General features: G+C 60.0%; 18 protein-coding genes, 2 tRNA genes, 1 pseudogene and 1 other annotated feature. Of the genes and pseudogenes, 12 read left to right on the top strand and 9 right to left on the bottom strand.

The genetic code is table 11. From position 1 onward, the window contains the following. Window positions 1–850, bottom strand: a pseudogene (locus B5G43_RS17775) (RNA dependent RNA polymerase); the annotation flags it as partial. Window positions 851–972: 122 nt separating this feature from the next. Between B5G43_RS17775 and B5G43_RS07205 the strand changes: the two are divergent. From B5G43_RS07205 to B5G43_RS07185, 5 genes are all read left to right on the top strand, one after another. After that, window positions 973–2,049 (top strand): AAA family ATPase, encoded by a 1,077-nt coding sequence (locus B5G43_RS07205; RefSeq protein ID WP_087259798.1) that lies wholly within the window; start codon window positions 973–975, stop codon window positions 2,047–2,049. A 202-nt stretch (window positions 2,050–2,251) separates the two neighbouring features. Next, window positions 2,252–2,563: a plasmid mobilization relaxosome protein MobC gene (gene mobC / locus B5G43_RS07200; protein ID WP_087259797.1), complete on the top strand. Its 312-nt coding sequence runs from the start codon at window positions 2,252–2,254 to the stop codon at window positions 2,561–2,563. A 3-nt stretch (window positions 2,564–2,566) separates the two neighbouring features. Continuing rightward, window positions 2,567–3,934 carry a relaxase/mobilization nuclease domain-containing protein gene (locus B5G43_RS07195; RefSeq protein ID WP_087259796.1) on the top strand — a complete coding sequence of 456 codons (1,368 nt, stop codon included), beginning with the start codon at window positions 2,567–2,569 and terminating at the stop codon, window positions 3,932–3,934. 14 nt (window positions 3,935–3,948) lie between these two features. Then, window positions 3,949–4,146, top strand: coding sequence for a hypothetical protein (locus B5G43_RS07190; protein WP_006572265.1), 198 nt, complete (start codon window positions 3,949–3,951; stop codon window positions 4,144–4,146). 118 nt (window positions 4,147–4,264) lie between these two features. Beyond that, complete coding sequence (locus B5G43_RS07185) at window positions 4,265–5,863, top strand: recombinase family protein (protein WP_087259795.1); 1,599 nt, start codon at window positions 4,265–4,267, stop codon at window positions 5,861–5,863. 46 nt (window positions 5,864–5,909) lie between these two features. On the opposite strand, the gene B5G43_RS07180 is transcribed toward B5G43_RS07185, so the two are convergent. Beyond that, window positions 5,910–5,985 (bottom strand) — tRNA-Ala (locus B5G43_RS07180). Window positions 5,986–6,726: 741 nt separating this feature from the next. Between B5G43_RS07180 and B5G43_RS07175 the strand changes: the two genes are divergently transcribed. The 6 genes from B5G43_RS07175 (at window position 6,727) to B5G43_RS07145 (ending at window position 11,896) form a co-directional block, all read left to right on the top strand. Beyond that, a complete protein-coding gene (locus B5G43_RS07175; protein WP_140397524.1) occupies window positions 6,727–7,068 on the top strand; it encodes a hypothetical protein in 342 nt (113 codons plus the stop codon). Between the two features lie 110 nt (window positions 7,069–7,178). After that, window positions 7,179–7,422: a binding site (T-box leader), on the top strand. Between the two features lie 116 nt (window positions 7,423–7,538). Beyond that, on the top strand, window positions 7,539–8,570 hold the full coding sequence (locus B5G43_RS07165; RefSeq protein WP_087259792.1) for an ABC transporter substrate-binding protein: 1,032 nt from the start codon (window positions 7,539–7,541) through the stop codon (window positions 8,568–8,570). 68 nt (window positions 8,571–8,638) lie between these two features. Further along, window positions 8,639–9,547, top strand: a complete 909-nt coding sequence (locus B5G43_RS07160; RefSeq protein ID WP_087259791.1) for an ABC transporter permease — start codon at window positions 8,639–8,641, stop codon at window positions 9,545–9,547. Next, window positions 9,548–10,354 (top strand): ATP-binding cassette domain-containing protein, encoded by an 807-nt coding sequence (locus tag B5G43_RS07155; protein ID WP_087259790.1) that lies wholly within the window; start codon window positions 9,548–9,550, stop codon window positions 10,352–10,354. It abuts the gene before it with no gap. 82 nt (window positions 10,355–10,436) lie between these two features. Next, window positions 10,437–10,904, top strand: coding sequence for an RNA polymerase sigma factor (locus B5G43_RS07150; RefSeq protein ID WP_087259789.1), 468 nt, complete (start codon window positions 10,437–10,439; stop codon window positions 10,902–10,904). Between the two features lie 20 nt (window positions 10,905–10,924). Continuing rightward, window positions 10,925–11,896 (top strand): hypothetical protein, encoded by a 972-nt coding sequence (locus B5G43_RS07145; RefSeq protein ID WP_087259788.1) that lies wholly within the window; start codon window positions 10,925–10,927, stop codon window positions 11,894–11,896. Between the two features lie 438 nt (window positions 11,897–12,334). Here the strand turns inward: B5G43_RS07145 and raiA are convergent, their stop codons facing one another. The 6 genes from raiA to B5G43_RS07115 form a co-directional block, all read right to left on the bottom strand. After that, complete coding sequence (gene raiA / locus B5G43_RS07140; RefSeq protein WP_087259787.1) at window positions 12,335–12,877, bottom strand: ribosome-associated translation inhibitor RaiA; 543 nt, start codon at window positions 12,875–12,877, stop codon at window positions 12,335–12,337. A 143-nt stretch (window positions 12,878–13,020) separates the two neighbouring features. After that, window positions 13,021–14,175, bottom strand: a complete 1,155-nt coding sequence (locus B5G43_RS07135; protein WP_087259786.1) for an amidohydrolase — start codon at window positions 14,173–14,175, stop codon at window positions 13,021–13,023. A 176-nt stretch (window positions 14,176–14,351) separates the two neighbouring features. Next, on the bottom strand, window positions 14,352–15,647 hold the full coding sequence (locus B5G43_RS07130) for a trypsin-like peptidase domain-containing protein (RefSeq protein ID WP_087259785.1): 1,296 nt from the start codon (window positions 15,645–15,647) through the stop codon (window positions 14,352–14,354). 14 nt (window positions 15,648–15,661) lie between these two features. Further along, window positions 15,662–17,095, bottom strand: coding sequence for a HAMP domain-containing sensor histidine kinase (locus B5G43_RS07125; RefSeq protein ID WP_087259784.1), 1,434 nt, complete (start codon window positions 17,093–17,095; stop codon window positions 15,662–15,664). Beyond that, the gene (locus B5G43_RS07120; RefSeq protein ID WP_087259783.1) at window positions 17,092–17,787 is read right to left on the bottom strand and encodes a response regulator transcription factor; all 696 of its coding nucleotides are present in this window, start codon (window positions 17,785–17,787) and stop codon (window positions 17,092–17,094) included. The genes B5G43_RS07125 and B5G43_RS07120 overlap by 4 nt, the downstream gene beginning before the upstream one ends. A gap of 89 nt (window positions 17,788–17,876) precedes the next feature. After that, complete coding sequence (locus tag B5G43_RS07115; RefSeq protein WP_087259782.1) at window positions 17,877–19,046, bottom strand: cation diffusion facilitator family transporter; 1,170 nt, start codon at window positions 19,044–19,046, stop codon at window positions 17,877–17,879. A 162-nt stretch (window positions 19,047–19,208) separates the two neighbouring features. On the opposite strand from B5G43_RS07115, the gene B5G43_RS07110 reads away from it, so the two are divergent. After that, window positions 19,209–19,295: transfer RNA gene (locus B5G43_RS07110), tRNA-Leu, on the top strand. Between the two features lie 130 nt (window positions 19,296–19,425). Here B5G43_RS07110 and B5G43_RS07105 read toward each other — a convergent pair. Then, window positions 19,426–20,577 carry an MFS transporter gene (locus B5G43_RS07105; RefSeq protein WP_087259781.1) on the bottom strand — a complete coding sequence of 384 codons (1,152 nt, stop codon included), beginning with the start codon at window positions 20,575–20,577 and terminating at the stop codon, window positions 19,426–19,428. Window positions 20,578–20,906: the final 329 nt, after the last annotated feature.

Raw genomic sequence — 20,906 nt, 5'->3', positions numbered from 1 at the left:
TGCGCTTCAAAAAGTCCTTGAAATCCACCTGATGGAGCATCCCCTTGATGTAGGGCATCCGAATCTGGAAGGAGGTGTGAGTGTGGCTGCCGCAGCAGGCCTTGTCCACCACATCTGCGTACTCTTTGGAGATGAGGCCCACGCCGTCAAAACAAGTGATGTCCAGATCTTCCAGTGTATCTGCCCGGTAGAAGGTTCCCGGCTCTCTGTCTTCCCGCAGGGTGATGACAGGGGCTCGCTCCACTCTCTTGGTTGGATTGTCTATGACGATGACCCGGTGTTTTTTGTCAATGCGGATGCCGTCCACCCGGGTTCCGCTGGAAAACATGAGGCCGTTGTAGGCGTAGAGTTTACTGAGCTGGCATCGGTCCAGCTCCATGTTCAGCATGATCCGCTGGCGCATGGGCTCATACAGATCCGCCCGGATAAAGGAGAGACGGGACTGGCGGCTCATACTGGCGGAGCGCTCAAAGGCCACATAGCGGTGTGGGCCGCTACCAAAATCCAGAGTGATCCCCTCGGGGCGGAACATATCTCTGGCCTTTTCCCGGCGGGCCTGCTGCGTCCTTCCGGTTCCACGCCGGTCAAAGATCCCGGCGAAGTCCATATAGAACAGCACATCGGAAAGAGCTGTGACTTTCTCATCGCCACGCTCCCGCCAGCCCTCCCCGTGGAGTTGGTACATCAGCTGATGGAACATGGCGCAGCTGTCCTGCTCGTGCTTGGCACCCGGTACCTTGCAGTGCTCGGTGGCACTGCGGTTCAGAGCAAAGGTGTAAACGCCGTCTTGCTCCGTGGCGTAACTCATCACTGCCCGGGCAGAGAGCTCGTAGATCTGATAGGTCGCCATTGGCTCACCTCCGTCTGCTCCATTCTACCACAAACCATTTCAAAATCAAAATGAATACTACTCCCACTTCTTTTGAGGTGGGAGCTTTTTGTATTCAAATTCTTGAAATGGAGGTACCAAACATGAACAACAAAATGAACCATCCCCTGATCACAGTGGACGGCAGAACCCTGATGGATCGTCCGCTGGAACCGCCCAATTTTGTGGTGGATACCCTGATCTCTCAGGGTCTGCACATCCTGGCTGGCTCACCAAAGGTGGGCAAGTCCTGGCTTGCTCTATGGCTGGCGGTGACAGTTGCCAAGGGAGAACCGGTCTGGAACATGACCACCAAGCAGGGCACCACCCTCTATCTCTGTCTGGAGGATTCCGTCCTCCGCATCCAGAATCGACTCTTTGAAATCACTGAGGACGCACCAGACAGCGTCCACTTCTGCACGGAGTGCGCCCTCATTGGGCAAGGGTTGGAGGAACAGGTGGACGCATTTGTCGCCGCACACCCCGACACAGTGCTGGTCATCATTGACACCCTGCAGATGGTCCGTCCGATCCACGACGCCACCTACGCCAATGACTACCGGGATCTGTCTGTGCTGAAGCGGCTGGCGGACAAGCACGGCATTGCCATCCTGTTGATCCACCATCTGCGGAAAGAAAAGGCGGAAGATGTGTTCCACCGGATCTCTGGCACCACCGCTATCAGCGGTGCAGTGGATTCCAGCTTCACGCTGGTGGAAGAAAAGCGGGGCAGCGGCAGGGCCAGACTGACCTGCGTGGGCCGGGACATCGAATACCGGGAGCTGGAGTTGGAACGCAGCGAGGAAAATGTGTGGCAGTTGGTTTCGGACAGCAGAGAAGAACCCGTGCTGCGTGAGGATCGGATCGTCGTTCTCCTCTCTGCATTTATGAGCACCAGAACAACATTTATCGGCACTCCTACGGAGCTCTCCGAAAAGATCGACCCTGACAGAATCGAAGGGGTAACGCCCAAAAAGATTTCAAGGCTGATCCTGCAAAGCATTGAGGCCCTAAGAAAAAATGGGATTCAGGCAACGGTTCGCCGCAGCAACGGGAAGCGAGTGATCGAGCTGCGTCGTGCCGATAGTGTCGATTTGGAGGGTGCCGGAGAAATCGTCCCTATCGACCCTGTCGAGGCGCTGTGCGGCGATTTGCGGGCGGTTTCCAGGTGCGGCGAGTAAACTCCCGCAAAGCAAAAGAAACGCCGTGTTGGGCCGCTTGTGGCGGAAGGAGGAGCGCGGGGGTTCGGCGCGGGAGAATCACCTCCTTGGAGGTGGCCAGCATCGCGTTTGTCTGGTCACCGGCAAAGCCGCCGCCCGCCTTCCGCTTGTTTGCGGGGCGCTGCCCCACACCCCATTTTTACGAAAGACTGGAGGAAACGACATGAAAAAAGATATTAAGTTCAGCACCCGGATGGCATCCGAAGACCGGGAGGCTATCAAGGAATTGGCGAAACGCTCCGGGATATCCATGAGCGATTATGTGACGGCCTGCTGTCTGGGAAAGCAGGTAGTGGTCGTCGATGGACTGAAAGAAGTGCTCAAGGAGCTGAAGTCCATCGGCAGAAATCTGAATCAGCTTGTTACCCTGGCACACATGGGACGCGTCACGGTGATCAATCTGGACAGTGTGCGCCAGGCGTTCTCTGAACTCTGTGCTGCTGTCCGGTTGATCCTGGAACGAAAGCGGTGGTGAAAAATGGCGATCATCAGCTTCACTAACTACAAGCGAGGACAGACCACCGGATGCATGGGAGCTGTGATGCGGTACACCATGCAGAACAAGAAAACCAAGTGTGACGGTCAACAGTTGGTCACAGGCATCAATTGTCAGCCGGAATCTGTCTACGCGGACTTCATGACCACCAAGCGGCTGCATCACAAAACCGACGGCGTACTGTTCTACCACATGGTGCAGAGCTTCCCGAAAGGCGAAGCAGTCGATCCGCTCACCGCTCATGCAGCGGCATTGAAGCTGGCTGAGTACTATGAGGGGTATGAAGTTCTGGTCTGCACCCATACAGACCGGGAACACATTCATTCCCACTTTCTCATCAACTCCGTCAACTTCGATACTGGGAAGAAACTGCACATCGCAAAGGAGCAGCTCCAGGAACTGCGGCAGCGCAACGATCAAGTCTGCATGGAGTTTTCGCTCCCTGTGTTCAAGCCCACGAACAGGAAAGAGAAGACCAAGACCATGTCCATCGGCGAGTATCACACGGCCGCCCGTGGTCAGAGTAAGAAGCTGCAACTCATGAATATCATCAACGACTGTATGCGCCACGCCTCCAGCCGTGAGGAGTTTATTGCGCTGATGGAGAGCGAGGGCTACAAAGTACGCTGGGAAACCTCCCGGCGGAATATCACCTACACCACACCCAGCGGCTGGCAGTGCCGTGACCGTCTGCTGTTCGGGGAGAAATATCTGAAGGAGAAGATGGAATATGAATTCAGGATCAGAGAAGAAATTATCTATGGACGAGCTGTTGGAAAAGAACCGTCCCGCACAGATGGTACAGACCACGCCGCAGCCTCCGGCGCAGGAGCCGACAACGCCCCTCGAAGTGCATCCCACGAAAGCGGAGTGGGAGGATCTGCTGAGCAGCCTCTACACACTGGGGTACCACACCGAGAGACAGACCGGCTATCTGAAGAAGGTCAACGAACTGCTGGCGCAGCTTCCGACTCGGACGCAGATGGACGAGTTGCTGAAAGCGGTGAAGCATCTGGAGCAGATGAGCGAACAGGCTGGGAAGCGGAACGAGAAGCGTTTTTCTCTGGACGGTATCAGACTGCCCAGACCGAGTCTGCCGGACATTCCATGGACCAGTCTGCTGTTGGGGCTGGCGGCCCTGGCGCTGACTGGGCTGGTGTTGTGGGTGGTGTGGTCCAGCTTGGACACGCTCTGGAGTGCGGCCAGGGGCCTGCTCCTGTGATGGACGCTACCACTACGCACCACCACACCGACAGCAAAGCCCTCCGGAAAGAACGACAAAAGAAAATCGCCCAAGGCCACGCCGAGGACGACCACGAAGAAGAACAAACTTGGCAGCAGACCATGTAAAGGAGGATGATCACATGAGTTATCAGCAGGCAATGTATGATCGGGAGCATCCCCGATACTCTGAGCCGACAGAATATATCACGATGGAAGTGGACGGACTGATTGTTGCCCTACGCTTCAAAAACGCCGTTACACAGCCTGACACAGTATCTGCAATTGAGCAGACGCTGTTGATGGCGCAGGACTTTGAAAATCTGAACAAGCCCGCTTGATTCAGTAGACTTTTTACCAGTGGTGTGGGATACTGTGTGTGCATATGAACCTTGACAACTGAATGAACAGCAAACCATATGCACCGCAGTCCTACACCAGAAAGGACAAGGTGCAATCATGGAAAAAAACAAGAGAGTATATTGCCTCTATCGAGTCTCTACCAAAGGACAGGTAGAAAAAGATGATATCCCGATGCAGAAACAATACTGCCGTGAATTTGCGGAAAGCCAGGGATGGACGATCATCAAAGAATTTGCGGAAAAAGGTGTCTCGGGTTTCAAGGTGGCTGCCGCTGACCGCGACGCGATTCAAGAGATCCGCCAGGACGCTGAGGAACGGAAGTTTGACATCCTGCTGGTGTTCATGTTCGACCGCCTGGGGCGGCGGGACGATGAGACACCCTTCGTAGTAGAGTGGTTCATCCGCAACGGAATCGAAGTGTGGAGCGCAATGGAAGGGCAGCAGAAGATGGATGATCATATCGACAAACTGCTGAACTATATCCGTTACTGGCAGGCCTCCGGCGAGAGCCTCAAAACCTCTGCCCGAACAAAGACACGCCTTTCGCAAATCGTGCAGGAGGGGAGGTTCCGGGGCGGGATCGTCCCCTATGGATACCGCCTGGAAAAGCAGGGGCGCTTCAATAAAAAGAATCACGAAGTCAACGAGATTCTGGTTGACCCGGATGAAGCTGCGGTGGTGCGCATCATCTTTGAAAAATATGTCTATGAGGGGTTCGGCGCACAGCGGTTGTCCCGGTGGTTATATAACAACGGCTATCTCAATCGAAAGGGAACCAACTTCGCCAATACCACCATCATCAAAATGCTGAAGAACATCATGTATGTGGGAATCCTGCGCAGTGGGGAAACACGCTCAGAAATCTTTCCGGAGCTGCAAATTGTTCCGCTGGATCTGTATGAGCGAGCACAGGAGTTGATGGAGGCCAGGACAATGCACCACAATGAAGTGCCCTTTAACTCCAAGGGGAAGGCGCTGCTCTCCGGGATGGTCTACTGCGCCCACTGTGGTTCCAAACTGGTGCTGACCACCAGCAGCGGTAGACGCGCCAAGGGTGAGCCCAAACGGGAAACCCATATCCGATATGCCTGCCACTACAAGATCCGCCATCCTCAGGACTGTGACGGCCAGACCGGATACTCCGGCGAGAAACTGGACGGCATTATTGATAAGATCGTCATCCAACTCTTTGAGCGGATGAAGACTGCACCCAGGAGCCAGCTCATTCAAAAGCAGCGGGAGAAGGAACTCCAACTGGCAAACAGTTCGGTGGCCAATCTGGAGAAACTCCATGCCTCCGCAGAACGGGAGCTGGAGAGCTACAAGAAAGAGATCATCAAGACCATCAATGGGACTGGCAGTTTTGGAGCGGACATCCTCGGTGAGATGATAGAGGACACCCGAAGCAAACTGGCGGCGCTGGCACAGGAATTGGAACAGGCCAAGGAAAAAGCGGCTGATCTGAAGAGCTCTGCCGTTGCCGTCCAAAAGGAGTATGACAAGATTATGTCCTGGGCCGACCTGTATGCGGGGAGTAGTATCGAGGGAAAGAAGATGATCCTGCGGCAGCTCATTGAGCGGGTAAATATCGGGAGGAACTTTGAAATCGAAGTGGAATTCAAAATCAGTGTCACACAGTTCTTCGACTTCCTGCATCCGGAAGGGGACAAGAGTGTGTACTATCGTGCATCCTGAAAGCATGAAAAAACTCGGGAGATCTCAAAACGAGATCTCCCGAGTGTGGTGGACCTAATCGGGATCGAACCGACGACCTTACGGATGCGAACCGTACGCTCTCCCAGCTGAGCTATAGGCCCAAATCAACAGTTCCAAAAGGGGAACAGAAGAATAAAGCAATATGAAATTATAGATGAGGCAGAAAACCGAACCCTTTGCGCTCCCAGCTGAGCTACGAGCCCAAATTAGCCATTTTTCAACCGAAAAAGTTATGAAAAACGGATTTTTAAGATATTCAATTTTGAGGGGTAAGTCCGGGAAATCGGACTGCTGAATTGGAAGGGAACCTAAGCCGTGGGATGTGTCTGCATATGGATGCGAACCGTACGCTCTCCCAGCTGAGCTATAGGCCCAAATCAACAGTTCCAAAAGCGGAACAGAAGAATAAAGCAATATGAAATTGTAGATGTGGCAGAAAACCGAACCCTTTGCGCTCCCAGCTGAGCTATAGGCCCAAAGAAGAAAAGAAACGAGTGAACCGCTTGACAAGAAAAGAGCAGGCAAGAACACCCGAACGCATTATATTATAGCACGGTTTGCAAAAATGTAAAGAGCTAATTTGGCTGAAGATGACTTTTTTGCACGACAGAGCGGCGGCAGGGAAAGACGGAGGCAAGGGCTTGGCAAAAATGCTCAAACAGAGCGGAGAATCCGGGGGAGATTTGCCCAATTCTGAAAAAATAATTTCAGGCGAATGGTCCGACAACTATTTGGCCCCCAGTGAAGTCTAAGCTTTGTAAGGCTGGGCTAACTCCAGCCGTGGCACCAAAGCTGCCGCACACCGGCAGCGCAACCTACGGATACCAAGAAAGGAAATGAACATGAAGCGAACCCTATCCCTGATGCTGACTTTGATACTGGTGGTGCTGTCGCTGACCGCGTGCAGCGCGCTGCAGGGCGGAAAGGAACCCAGCAGCACGCCGACGGTCAGTACCGCCGCTCCGTCGGGCAAGAGTGAAGAAAAAGTGGTGCGGGGCATCATCAACCGCATGGACAATTTCCTCGTGCTGCTGACCGAGGATGATGAGTACCAGACCATGGACTACGGCGAGGGTGTCACTACCGACGGCTTTGCCGAGGGCGACCGGGTGGAGATCACCTACACCGGTGAGCTGGGGGAGAACTCCACGCCGGTGATCGTCCGCATGACCAAAGTGGATTGACCCTTTGGGCCGGCAGGCGGGAGCACAGAGCTTCCGCCTGCCGGCTTTGTACAACAGGGGTTGACAAACGGCCGTCGGAAGCGTATACTACACTACAACAACCAAAGAACTTGAAACCAGTGATGAAGAGAAGTACTTCATGCGGCGGATGGATAGCGAGCTCCGGACGGTGGAAGCGGAGTCTGAGGCGGTGGAGGAATGGACTTCAGAGGGCGGCTTGAACGGGCAACCAAGTAGATGCCGACGGGACCCCACCCGTTATCCATCGGGCGCGTATGATGGTACGCGAAGCGAGCGGACGTCTTTGACGTCAATTTGGGTGGTATCGCAGAAGCTGACGCTTTTGTCCCAGAAAGGGGACGAAAGCGTTTTTTTGTACCCCGGTACAAAGAGCTTCTAAACTTTGGCCGCTGGCAACGGCCCCTCCATCGCCCACCCAAACCAATTCTATTTTTATGGAGGAACCTACTATGAACAAGCTGTCTCTGAGAAACGTCCTGTCCCTGACCGCCGCGGCCGCTCTGGCCCTGTCCCTGACCGCCTGCTCCGGCGGCACGGCCTCCCAGCCCAGCACCGACCCCGCCGGCGGCGGTTCCGGCAGCGGCGAGGGCTACAAGATCGCCGTGGTGCGGCAGCTGGACCACGCTTCCATGAACGAGATCCGGGACGCCATCACCGCCGAGCTGGACGCCAAGGCCGCTGAACTGGGCATCGAAATCACCTACGGCGATTTTAATGGCAACAACGACCCCTCGACCCTCTCCCAGATCGGCGCCCAGATCATCTCCGACGGCTATGACGCCATCATCCCCATCGGCACCACCGCCGCCCAGCAGATGGCCGCCACCGCTCAGGCCACCGAGACCCCCGTCATCTACGGCACCGTGAGCTACCCCGAGACCGCCGGACTCACCGGCATCTCCTACGTCACCGGTACCAGCGACGCGCTGAACGTGGAGCTGCTGCTGGACATGATGCTGGCCCAGAACCCGGATGTTCAGACGGTGGGCCTCCTCTACTCCACCAGCGAGGTCAACAGCGCCCCTGCCATTGAGACCGCCAAGGAGTACCTGGACGGGAAGGGCATCTCCTACATCGACAAGACCGGCAACACCACCGATGAGATCGTAGCCGCCGTCAACTCCATGCTGGATCAGGTGGACGCGGTGTTCACCCCCACCGACAACGTGGTGCAGGCCGCCGAGCTGGCCATTGCCCCCACGCTGGCTGAGGCGGGCATCCCCCACTACGCCGGAGCTGACTCCTTCGTGCGCAACGGCGCCTTTGCCACCTGCGGCGTGAACTACACCGACCTGGGCACCCAGACCGCCGACCTGGCGGTGGAGGTCCTCCAGAGCGGCGAGGTGCCCTCCGACTTCGTCACCGTCTCCGGCGACATCATCACCGTCAACACCGACACCGCCGCCACTCTGGGCGTGGACTACTCCGTCTTTGAGAGCATGGGCTCCAGCCTGGTGGAGGTCCAGACCACCCAGGAGTAACCCTTCCGAATCCCAAAGCCCCCGCCGGAACACGGCGGGGGCTATCCCCGTGAAAGGAGCGATTTGCCGTGCTCACCATCGTCCAGACCGCGCTGGAGGCGGGCTTTCTCTACGCCCCCATTGCTCTGGCCCTCTTTCTGAGCTTTTCCATCCTGAACATCGCCGATATGACCACCGACGGGGCCTTCGTCCTGGGCGGCGCCGTGTCTGCGGTGTGCTGTCTGGCAGGACATCCCATCCTGGCCATCCCGGCGGGCATGCTGGCCGCCGCGGCCGCCGGCTTCATCACCGCCTTCCTCCAGACCAAGCTGGGCGTGCCCTCCATCCTGGCGGGCATCGTCACCAACATCGGCCTGTACTCCATCAACCTGATGGTCATGGGCTCGGGCAATAAGTCCCTCTTCCAGGCCCAGTCCATCTACACCCTGGCCAAGGACGCCGGCATCGGCGGCAGCTGGTACAAGCTGGTGGTCACCGCCGTGCTGGTGCTGGTGGTGTGCGCGGCATTGGTCCTCTTCCTGGGGACCCGGCTGGGCCTCTCCATCCGGGCCACCGGCGACAACGCCGATATGGTCCGGGCCTCCTCCATCAACCCCACCTTCACCATCACGGTGGGCCTGTGCGTGGCCAACGCCATGACCGGCCTCTCCGGGGCCATGGTGGCCCAGTATAACACCTTTGCCGACGTGAACAGCGGCACCGGCATGGTGGTGCTGGCGCTGGCTGCCCTGGTCATCGGTGAGACCCTCATCGGCAAGGGCTCCATGGTCCGCCGGGTGCTGGGCGTGCTGGCGGGCAGCATCATCTACCGCTTCATCTACGCCGCCGCCCTGCGGGCCAATGTGCCGGCCGACTACATGAAGCTGGTGTCCGCCGTGATCGTGGGCATCGCCATTTCGGCCCCTGCCATCCGGAACTGGGCCGCCTTCCAGGCCAAAAAGAGCAAGGCCCTGGCCGCGCGAAAGGGGGAGAAGTAAATGCTGGAACTGAAGAACATCTCCAAAACCTTCAACCCTGGCACCGTGAATGAAAAGACCGCCCTCAGCGGCCTGAGCCTCACTCTGGCCGACGGAGATTTCGCCACCATCGTGGGCTCCAACGGCGCGGGCAAGTCCACCCTCTTCAACGCCATTGCCGGAGACTTCTATGTGGACGAGGGCTCTATCACCCTGGGCGGTGAGGACCTGACGTACCTGCCGGCCTACCGGCGCAGCCGCAACATCGGCCGCCTTTTCCAGGACCCCATGCGGGGTACCGCCCCTCACATGACCATCGAGGAGAACCTGGCCCTGGCCTATCTCCGCACCACCAAGCACCAGAAGGCCTTTTTCAGCCGGGTGAGCAAGAAGGACAAGGCCTTCTTCCGGGACCAGCTCTCCCGGCTGGACATGGGACTGGAGGACCGGATGCGCCAGCCGGTGGGCCTGCTCTCCGGCGGCCAGCGCCAGGCCCTCACCCTGCTGATGGCCACCATGGTGCCCCCCAAGCTGCTGCTGCTGGATGAGCACACCGCTGCCCTGGACCCGGGCACGGCGGAGAAAGTGCTGAAGCTCACCCGGGAGATCGTGGCCCAGGAGCACATCACCTGCCTGATGATCACTCACAACATGAAAAACGCCCTGGAGCTGGGCAACCGCACCCTGATGATGAACGCCGGCAACATCGTGCTGGATATCCAGGGGGAGGAGCGGGAGGGCCTCACGGTCGAGGACCTGCTCCACCGCTTCAAGGCCGGAGCTGGAAAGGATTTGGACAACGACCGCATCCTTCTCTCGGAGGATTAAAAAAATGCCGCCTGCGGGCGGCATTTTTTTGCAGCAATTTGGCTTCGTCGCGCGTTTATAAGGTTGAAGGGAGGGAACCAAGGTGACCGATGAAACGGAACTGGAACGGCTGGTGCGCACCTACGAGCACACCCTTTACCGGGCGGCGGCGGCCATCCTGGGGGACGCCCACGAGGCGGAGGACGCGGTCCAGGACACCTTTCTGGCCTGGCTGGAGCGCCCGCCGGTCTGCCCGGACGGGGCCCATCAGCGGGCGTGGCTGTTGAAGGTGACGGTAAACGGCTGCAAAAGCCGCCTGCGCGCCCCCTGGCGGCAGCGCACCGCGCCGCTGCTGGAGAGCTTCCCCGCCGCCGCGCCGGAGGAGCAGGGGGTGATGGAGGCCATGCTGCGCCTGAGGCCCAAGGACCGGGCCGCCGTCCATCTTTTTTACTACGAGGGCTACCAGACCGGCGAGATCGCCGCCATCCTGGGTGAGCAGGAGGGGACCACCCGCTCCCGGCTGTCCCGGGCGCGGAAAAAACTGAAAGATTTTCTCGCCGAAGAAGTCTGAACGAAAGGAGTCAGCACGCCATGAAACACTATCAGACCTATATGGACCGGGTAAAACTGCCCTCCATTGCCCATCTGGAGCTGATGGAGGCCCTGGAGCGGGGCGTCCCCACCCGGAGGCAGCCCCGGCGCTACACCGGCTGGGCGGCGGGCCTGGCGGCCTGCGCTGCGCTGGCGCTCTTCCTGGGAACGGCGCTTTGGTGGCAGACCGGGGCGCCGGGGGCGGCTCTGCGGCCCGGCAGCGGAGAGCCCGCCGTGGCAGATCAGAATACCGCGCAGCCCACCGCGACCCCCGTGCCGGAGACCAATACGGCCTACGACCCCAATGCCTACGAGCTGGTGGTGCCCACGCTCCCCGAGGGATACTATTTTACTGACGAGGCGCTGGACCTGCCTGACCTGACCGGCACGGATTGCATCATGATCTGCTGGGACTATGCCCGGGATGTGGTGTACCAGGACCTGACCGCGGAGCAGATGCTCCAGATTTTTGGCACCGACGACCCCGCCACCCTGGCTACCCGCATGGCCATGGAGGGCTTTACCATCACCGGAAAGGCCATCGTCCAGGATGAGCAGCTGTTGGAGGTGGATTTGCTCGGCACCAGCGCCGACGGCCAGAGCTCCTTCACTCTGCGTTTCCGGCCCGGAGACCTTCCCTATATAAGCGAGCAGTACGAGGGTTACGCCACCTGGACGGAGAATGGCTATACCGTCAACGGCTACTCTCTCTACTACGACAGCGACGGAGACGATGTGAAGGAGTATCACGACCGGGTGTTCTTTGAGGGTTGGGACACCGGCGTGTACTTTGAGGCGGTCACGCTTGATTACACGCTGGGTCAGAACCTGACGAAAGCCGTGGTAGGGAAGGGGACCGAGCGCACCGGCGGCGGCTTTACGCTGGATCTGATCCAGGGCAAGCAGGACGCGGAGCCGACCCAAACGGCGGTGGAGCATGTCCACCCCATTCTGGGGAACCCTCAGAGCTGAGGGAGATGTGCTCGCCGCACGGGCGTCCTGCCCGGACAGGGCACCGCTTTCTTTGCGAAGAAAGCGGTGGGAAAGAAAGCCCAGAGGGGGGATACCCCCCTCTGGACTCCCCCAAAACGCATCCCGGCCTTCATCCGGCTGCGCAGATATTTCCTTAACCTGGCATGGCCAATTCCGGGCTTTCTGCCTATCCGGAAAGCGTTGTACCCTGCCAATATGGGGCGGCCCCATAAAAGGCCGCCCTTTTGGAGGGGAGTGGAGAGGGGAACGAGAAGTTCCCCTCTCCGCCTTTTCTTTCCCCGGTTTCTTTTCCGCGAAAAGAAATCGGGCTCCCGCCGAGCAGGCGGCCCATCCGGCGAGGACAAAATCTCCGGGAATACCCCGGAAGCAAAAATCCGGCCCCCCGGGAAGATTCCCAGGGGGCCGGAGCTATGTCGCTTATTCGGCGTCCTCGATGAGGCCGTAGCCGCCGTCGTTGCGCTTATACACCACGGAGAAGGCCCCGTCGTTGTCCACGTCCTTGAAGGCGAAGAAGGTGTGGTCCACCAGGTTCATCTGGAGCACCGCCTCTTCCACGGTCATGGGCTTGATGGGGAACTTCTTGGTGCGGACGATCTGGAACTCGTCCTCTTCCACCTCGGGGGCGAAGGAGGAGACCTCGTCCTCCACCGAGCGGACGAAGGCGTCCTGGCGCAGGCGCTTCTCCAGGCGGGCCTTGTTCTTGCGGAGCTGGCGCTCCACGGAGGTGACCGCCGCGTCGATGGTGGCGAACATATCGGAAGTGCTCTCGGCCACACGGATGATGGTGCTGCCGGAGCGGACCGTCAGCTCGACATTGTTGCGGCCCTTTTCAACACTAAAGACAATGGCAGCCTCCGCATCCGCCTTGAAATAGCGGTCCAGCTTGCCCACTTTCTTCTCAGCATAGGCGTGGACCTTGTTGGGGAGGTTGACCTTCTTGTCGGTAAACACGAACTTCATAGATGTCAGCTCCTTCCGCCCTCCGAAGAGGGCCATTCTCGTTGCATGGGCAAAATTGCCACAACCCGGAACCTGAAATAGAAGGTTCCTTGTATGAATTATACCACATCCCAGAGAAATTACCAGAGCTAAATGAAATTTTCTCAGACCACCCGGTTTCCGTTGATGAATACAGCCTCCACCCGGCTCTTCCAGTCCAGGGGGTGGCCGGAGGTGACCACCACATCGGCGTCCTTGCCAGGGGTGAGGGAGCCCACCCGGTGGTCGATCCCGCCCAGCTCGGCGGCGGTGGAGGTGATGGCGGCCAGAGCGGTCTCCTCGTCCAGACCGGCTTTCACCGCCATAGCGGCGCACAGGGGGAGGTACTGGATGGGGGTTTCGGGGTGGTCGGTGCAGATGGCGATCTTCACGCCGGCCTTGGCCAGCAGGGCGGGGTTTTCCAGGGTCATGTTGGCCAGCTCCGGCTTGCTCCGGTCCCCCAGACAGGGCCCGGTGATGACCCCCACGCCCTCTTTGGCCAGGAGGTCGGCCACCAGATGGCCCTCGGTGCCGTGGACGATCACATAGTTCAGGCCGAACTCCCTGGCGATGCGCACCGCAGTGGCGATGTCGTCGGCCCGGTGGGCGTGGAAATGGGCGGGGAGGGTGTGCATCACCACCGGCATCAGAGCCTCCAGACGCACGTCCAAGTCGGGGGCGTCGGTGTCCGGGTCCTCATCGGCCTTGGCGTTCTTGTCCTGGTACTCCTGGGCCTTGGCCAGATTTTCCCGGATGATGGCGGCGGTGGCCATGCGGGTGATGGGGGTCTCCTTGCGGTCGTTGTACACTGACTTGGGATTCTCGCCCAGGGCGAACTTCATGGCGGCGGGGGCCTTCACCACCGCCTCGTCCACCCAGCGGCCGTTGGTCTTGAGGGCCACGAACTGCCCGGCGATGGGGTTGGCGCTGCCCGGGCCGGTGAGAACGGTGGTCACGCCGCCCTGCCGGGCCTCCTCAAAGCAGCGGTCCTGGGGATTCACCGCGTCCAGGGCCCGCAGGTGGGGAGTGCAGGGGTCGGTGGCCTCGTTGCCGTCATCGGCCTCAAAGCCTACGGCGTTGCCGAACATCCCCAGGTGACAGTGGGCGTCCACAAAGCCGGGGAGGATGTGGCCGCCCGCCGCGTCCAGATCGTCGGGGCCGGGGGCGGGGCAGCGGTCCATGGGGCCCACTTCGGCCACTTTGCCCCCCTCCAGGCGCACAAAGCCCAGGGGCAGGAGCGGAGCGTCCATGGGGTGGACGGTCCCGTTGTAGATGAGCATAGTCGGATTCTACCTTTCGACAAAAGTTCTAATTGACAATAATTGGAAGTGATGCTATTCTATTCTTGCAGCTCGGCCAATTGGTCCGATCCCGCGTGCGGAACTTCGTGAGTAAGTTCCCATTCCATTCTCTCTTATCGACTTTGGGCGCTCTCCGCGGGAGGGCGCTCCTTTTTTTATGACTCCAGCAGATACTGCTCCACCAGGGCCACGTCTACCTCGAAGGTCTCCCCGTCCCGCCAGACGGTGAGGGAGATGGTGTCCCCCGCCTGAAGTCCGGTCTTTTGATCGTTCAGATCTTCGATCTCCAGGAGCATCTGGCCGTTGGCCCGGAGGAGGATGTCCCCCTCCCGCAGGCCCTGCTTCCAGGCGTCGGAGGCCTCCTCCACCGAGAGCACATACAGGCCCTCGATGGGCTTGTCGTCTCCCTCGTCCTTCGGGAGAGCGGAGATGGTGCACACCGTGACGCCGATGGTGGGGCGGCCGGTGACATAGCCGTGGGCGATGAGGTCATCCACGATGGTCTTGACGGTGGCGGTGGGGATGGCGAAGCCCAGGGCCTCGATGGTGTCCCAGTCAGAGCTCATTTTCAGGGTGGTGACGCCCACCACCTGGCCGTACTCGTTGAGGAGGGCGCCGCCGGAGTTGCCCGAGTTGAGGGCGGCGCTGGTCTGGATGAGCTGCATGTCGTAGCCGTCCACGTTGACGCTGCGGTCGATGTAGGAGATGATGCCGTCGGTCATGGTGCCGGGGAGCTGTTCGCCCAAGGGATTGCCCACGGCCAGGGCCAGATCGCCCACCTGGAGCAGGGAGGAGTCTCCGAATTCCGCGGCGGTGAGTCCCTCGGCCTCCACCTTCAGTACCGCCAGGTCGGTGGCGGTGTCGCTGCCCACCAGCCGGGCCTTGTAGCTGGCCGAGCCGTCCAGCAGGGTCACCGAGACCTCCACCGCGCCATCGATGACGTGGTGGTTGGTGATGATATAGCCGTCACTGGTCATGACGATGCCGGTGCCCTGGGAGCTCACCGTGGCGCTGTCCCCCTGGATGCTGACGATGGAGGGCAGGCACTTGGTATAGATCTCCTGCCGGGTGAGGGCGCCGCCGTCCGGTTCGCCCAGCAGGGTGAGGGTGGTGCCGTCGCCGGTGGGAGCCCGCTCCATCGTGACAGAGGAGGAGGGGGCAGGCAAGTCCAGCTCGCCCCAGCCGCCGTCCTCCCAGTAGGAGGGGCCAGCGAAGCCGAAGGCCAGCGCAAACTGCTCTTCCAGACGGCCGGACCAGAGGAACGCCGCGCTGACGCACCCGATCACCACCAGAAAGCCGCACAGCCGGCGGATGGCCCGCCCCATGCCCGGACGGCGGCCGGCCCGTTTCCGGCGGGCGCGGCGGCCGGTCTGGGGGGCATAGCTGCGGGTCCCGGCGGGCGGGAGCGCGGTGGGGGTGCGGTCGGTCCGGTCATAGAAATAGCTGTACATACGGCTTGCTCCCCTCAGGCCAGCGTCAGGGTGAAGGTGAACTCGGTCACGCCGTCCTCGCTGGTCACGGTGATGTTTTCCTTGTGGCTGCCCAGGATGCTTTTGACGATATACAGGCCCAGACCCACGCCGTCCCGGTCCTCACTGCGGGACCGGTCGGTCTTGTGGAAGCGGTCGAAGAGCAAGGGCAGCTCCTCCGGCGGGATGGTCTCGCCGGTGTTGCGCACCGAGATGCGGGCCTTGCCCGCCTTGGTGACCACCGTGATGCCGATGGTGCTCCCCTCGGTGGAGAATTTGATGGCGTTGTCCAGGAGGTTGTAGCACACCTGGGTAATGGCGTCGGGGTCGCCCCACACCATGACGCTGCCGTCGGGCAGGTCGGTGTTCACGTCCAGGTGCCGGGCGTTGATCTTGGGCTCCAGGCTCACCAGCACTCGCAACATGACCTCCACGGCGTCGAAGGGCTCCTGGGCGGTGACATTCTCGCTGGACTGCATCCGGGACAGGTCCAGCATCTGCCGCACCAGGCGGGAGAGCCGCCGGGTCTCGGTGGAGATGGTTTTCAGGTACTCCTTCTCCCGCTCGGGGGGGATGGTGCCGTCCAGAATGCCATCGGCAAAGCCTGCGATGGTGGTCATGGGCGTTTTCAGCTCGTGGGAGACGTTGGCGATGAACTCGCTGCGCTTGGCCTCAGCCTTGGCTAACGAGTCGGCCATGGCGTTGAAGGCCTCGGCCAGCTCGCCCACCTCGTCCTGCCGGTTCTCGCAGCCGGTGACCCGGGCGTCCAATTCGCCGTGGCCGAATTTCCGGGCCACATCGGCGATCTGCTTCAGGGGCCGGGTCTGGTGCATGGAGGTGAGGGAGCTGCTGATGAAGGCGATGAGGAGCACCACCACGGCGGTGGTGAAGTAGATGGTGGCCACGGCCCGCCACAGCTCGGTGATGCTGGAGGTGTCGGCGGCCACAAAGACTAGGTTGGACTCATAGCTCTGGCCGGTGAAGTCGCTGATGCTGACAGTGCGTCCGGCCACATAGCGCTGCTCCGGGAAGAGGCCGCCCAGGTTGGTCATGCCGCTGTAATCGCCGTTGGCCTCCAGCTCCTGGCAGATCTGTGCGGGGATAGTGGGGGCGGCGGTGCCCTCCTGGAAGGCGCCCTCACTGGCCAGGATGACCCGCCCGTTGGGGCGGCAGATGATGACGTAGGCGTCGGAGATGCGGGAGATGGAGCTGACATAGGCCTGATAGGAGGCGTCCATCAGGCTCAGGCCGCTGCTCTGCACGGCGCTGGTGAACTCGGAGATGAACTCCGCGTTGCGCTCCATGGAGTCCCGTTTGTCCTGGATGGTGTACTGGTAGGACAGGGTGATGAAGGCCGAGCCCAGCAGGGCGAAGGAGAGGAGAACCATCCCCGCCATGAGCATGAACTGGCGCTGATAAAAGCTCTTCATCCGTTGTTCACGACCTCAAATTTATACCCCACGCCCCACACGGTCTTGAGGCTCCACTGGTCGCTGACTCCCTCCAGCTTTTCGCGCAGGCGCTTGATGTGTACGTCCACGGTGCGGGAGTCGCCGAAGTAGTCAAAGCCCCACACCTCGTCCAGCAGCTGGTTGCGGGTAAAGACCCGGTTAGGGGCGGAGGCCAGGTGGAAGAGGAGCTCCAGCTCCTTGGGGGGCGTATCCACCCGCTTGCCGTCCACCAGCAGCTCGTAGGAGTCCAGGTTGATGGTCAGCTTGTCGAAGGAGAGCTTTTTCTCGGTGGAGCCCTCCTCCTCGGCGCCGAAGCGGCGGAGGACGGCGTGGATGCGGGCCAGCACTTCCTTCATCTCAAAGGGCTTTACGATGTAGTCGTCGGCGCCCATCTCCAGGCCGTTGACCTTGTCGTCGGTCTCGCCCTTGGCGGTGAGCATGATGACGGGGGTCTTGTCGTGCTCCCGGATCTTCTTCAGAACCGACCAGCCGTCCATGACGGGGAGCATGATGTCCAGCAGCACCAGGTCCGGGTGGAAGGAGCGGAAGAGCTCCACCCCCTTGCCGCCGTCGCCGGCCACGGCGGTCTCGAAGCCCTCCTTCTCCAGATAGAGGTGGAGGAGCTCGGCGATGTTGTTCTCGTCCTCGACGATCAGAATCTTGCGTGCCATGGAATTCCTTCCTTTCTATGGGCGGTCTCGCTCAGTCACATTGTACCGCAACTGGCGGCGGGGAGGGTGAATTTTCTGTAAAAAACGGATTATTCCACAAAGAGATGGTCCACCTGGATGACGGCGAAGCAGGTGGGGTCCTCGGCCTGGATGCGCTGGGCGATGGCCTGGCGCAGGTCGCTGTCGCTGAGGTGGCAGTTGTGGGGAGCCACCACGTCGAAGATCAGGTTGGTGTGGTGGGGGCCGCCGGTCATGCGGAAGTCGTGGATGGTGCAGCGGGGCTCCACCTCTTTCACCAGGCGCTCCACCATGGTCCGGCGGCGATTGACCTGCTCGTCATCGGTGGCGATGGGGTCCATATGGATGGAGGTGAGGATGTGGTATTTCTCCATCAGCTCCCGCTCCACATGGTCGATGATGTCGTGGGCCTCCAGGATGTTGGCGTCCACGGGCACCTCGGCGTGGAAGGACATCATGGCCCGGCCGGGGCCGTAGTCGTGGATGACCAGGTCATGGATGCCGGTGATCTGGGGGTGGGAGAGAACGGTGTCCTGGATGGAATGTACCAGCTCGGGGTCGGGCGTCTGGCCCAGCAGGGGATCGATGGTGTCCTTGGCAGCGCCCCAGCCGGCCCGCAGGATGAACACCGCCACGGCCAGACCCAGCCAGCCGTCCAGGGGCAGGGAGAAGAAGTGGCCGGCCAGCAGGCCCAGGAACAGCACAAAGGTGGCCACCGCGTCGGAGAGGGAGTCGGTGGCGGTGGCGGCCATGGCCGCCGAGCGGATGCGCTTGGAGAGGCTGCGGTTAAAGACGCTCATCCACAGCTTGACGGCCACGGAGAGCAGGAGAATGGCGGAGGAGAGGACTGAGAACTCCACCGCCGAGGGGTGGAGGATCTTCTCCACCGAGGACTTGGCCAGCTCGAAGCCCACCATGAGGATGAGGAGGGAGACCAGCAGGCCCGCCAGGTACTCCATGCGGCCGTGGCCGAAGGGGTGGTCCTTGTCGGCCTTCTGCCCGGCCAGGCGGAAGCCCACCAGGGTCACCACCGAGGACCCGGCGTCGGAGAGGTTGTTGAAGGCGTCGGCGGTGATGGAGATGGAGCCGGTCACCGTGCCGGCCAGGAACTTGCTGGCGGAGAGAAAGAGGTTCAGGAGGATGCCCACGATGCCGGAGAGCAGGCCGTACCGCTCCCGCACCTGGGGGTCGTCGGTCTGGTCTCCGTTCCGGACAAAATGGCGGACTAAGAATTCTGTCATAAACTCACTTCCAAAGATTAGTGTAATCATTCTATTATGACATGGATCAAATAGACCGTCAAGGCGTTCCGGGGAGGAAAACAAGTGAGAAATCTTGCGATTGCCATCTTGCCAAGGGGGTGGTTTTCGTGTATAATATCTTACTAGTCGTAGGGAAGCCATGCCGGTATGATGGAATTGGTAGACGTGACGGACTCAAAATCCGTTGGTGGCGACATCGTGTCGGTTCGAGTCCGACTACCGGCACCAGCTCGCCGCAAGCGAAATGCTTGCGGCGAGCTTTTTCCTTATGTGGGCCTTATGGAACGAAAAACAAGCTAGCCCTCTCAAGCGATTGGCTTGGGAGGGCCAGCTTTTCAACCTTTCCGAGGGACCGGCATCAGGATGCTGCCCGGCAAGATTTGCGATACCAAATGAGAAAGAAGAGAAGCCCCAGCAGACAAATGCCTCCGCCGAAGAAAAACGCTGCCGGCAAGCTCCAATCGGACAGAGCTCCGAAGATCAAATTGGTGCCGATGGCGATCCCACTGATGAGCATGGAGTGGATGCTCAGGGCGGTGGCGCGGTTTTCCGTCTGGATCTGGCGGTTTTGTATCTCCAACTGAAAGGGCTGAAACAGGGTGTTGGAGAGCCGCAGCGTCTGAATCCCCAGGACCGATGGGAGCGCCTGTGCGGTCATGGCCAGTGTCAGGCAGGAAGCGGCGGCAAGGCCGCAGAAGAGGATCAGGGAACCTTTGGTTCCCAGGCGCTTGGTGACCGCGGTGGAGTACACGCCCAGCAGGCCCAAAAGGGTGGCAACGAGATAGAAGATGCCGATGGCGGCGCTGCCCATGCCGCAGCGGGTATATTGGAGCTGATTCAAAAAGACGGTAATGGTCTGGTGCGTTTCCGACAGGAGCGCCACACCCGCCAAAAAGAGCAGGAACGTCCGGTTGCGAAACGTGCTTTGCAGGGCCGTGCGGAAGGGCTCCGGCCGGACCGCGTCCGCCGGGGCCGCCTTTACTTCTGTCAAGCCTAAGGAGAGCAGCGCCGCCAGACCATAGCTGATGACCGTGAGCCATCCGGCCAGGGAATAGTGGTCTTGTATCAGCAGGGAAAACACGGCGGCGGCGATCAACAGGCCCGCCATGCTCATACTGTTGTAGATGCCAAAAGCCTTCTGGCTGTCCCGCCCCTGACAGGACAAGTACAGGATGCTGGAATCCACGCCGGAAAAACCGGCCAGGACGACGCTGAGCAGAATCCGTTCCAGAAGGAAGTCCCCAAACCCGTCCGCCTGCCAAAAGACGATTTTGGAGACAAAATACAGCCCGGAGCAAAAAATCATGGTCCTACGGTAGCCGATCCGATCGGCGAGGACCCCCCAGGGGACCTCCAGCAGGATGCAGAGAGCCAGAGAAATGCTCTCAATGAGGGTGATCTCCAGAACGGAGACGCCCTGCGCCTGGCGATACAGGGTGGCAATGGGGCCGTAAAAGACCATGCCTTGCAGCAGGGCGATGCCGTAGAGAATGTATCGGTTCTTCTTCATGCGGAACGTCCTTTCTGAATGAAGCGCACAACAAAGGAACGCCGGCTCGCCGGCGCCTGAAATCGTATGGATCTGTTGCATCTGCGCCTGTTCTCAGATGGGACCATTCATAGGCTCGCTGCTCCTTTTCCCGGATATTTTGTATGAGTGTATCATAGAAGAGCCTGTATTTCAATCCGAACCGGCAAGGCGAAGTCTGTTTTACAAAGTGTTTACCAAAGGGACCTTGGTGTTTTTACGCTGCTTTGCTAAACTGAATGATTACATGGCTCCCGGCCGGAGCGGCGGACAGATCCGAGCGGTCCGGCGCGCCGGATTTCTTACAGGAC

Origin of the sequence: Flavonifractor sp. An92 (genome assembly GCF_002159175.1) — a bacterium.
Lineage (GTDB): Bacteria > Bacillota > Clostridia > Oscillospirales > Oscillospiraceae > Pseudoflavonifractor_A.
The sequence above is the reverse complement of the archived record's forward strand: the minus strand, read 5'-3'. Positions and strand labels throughout refer to the sequence as shown.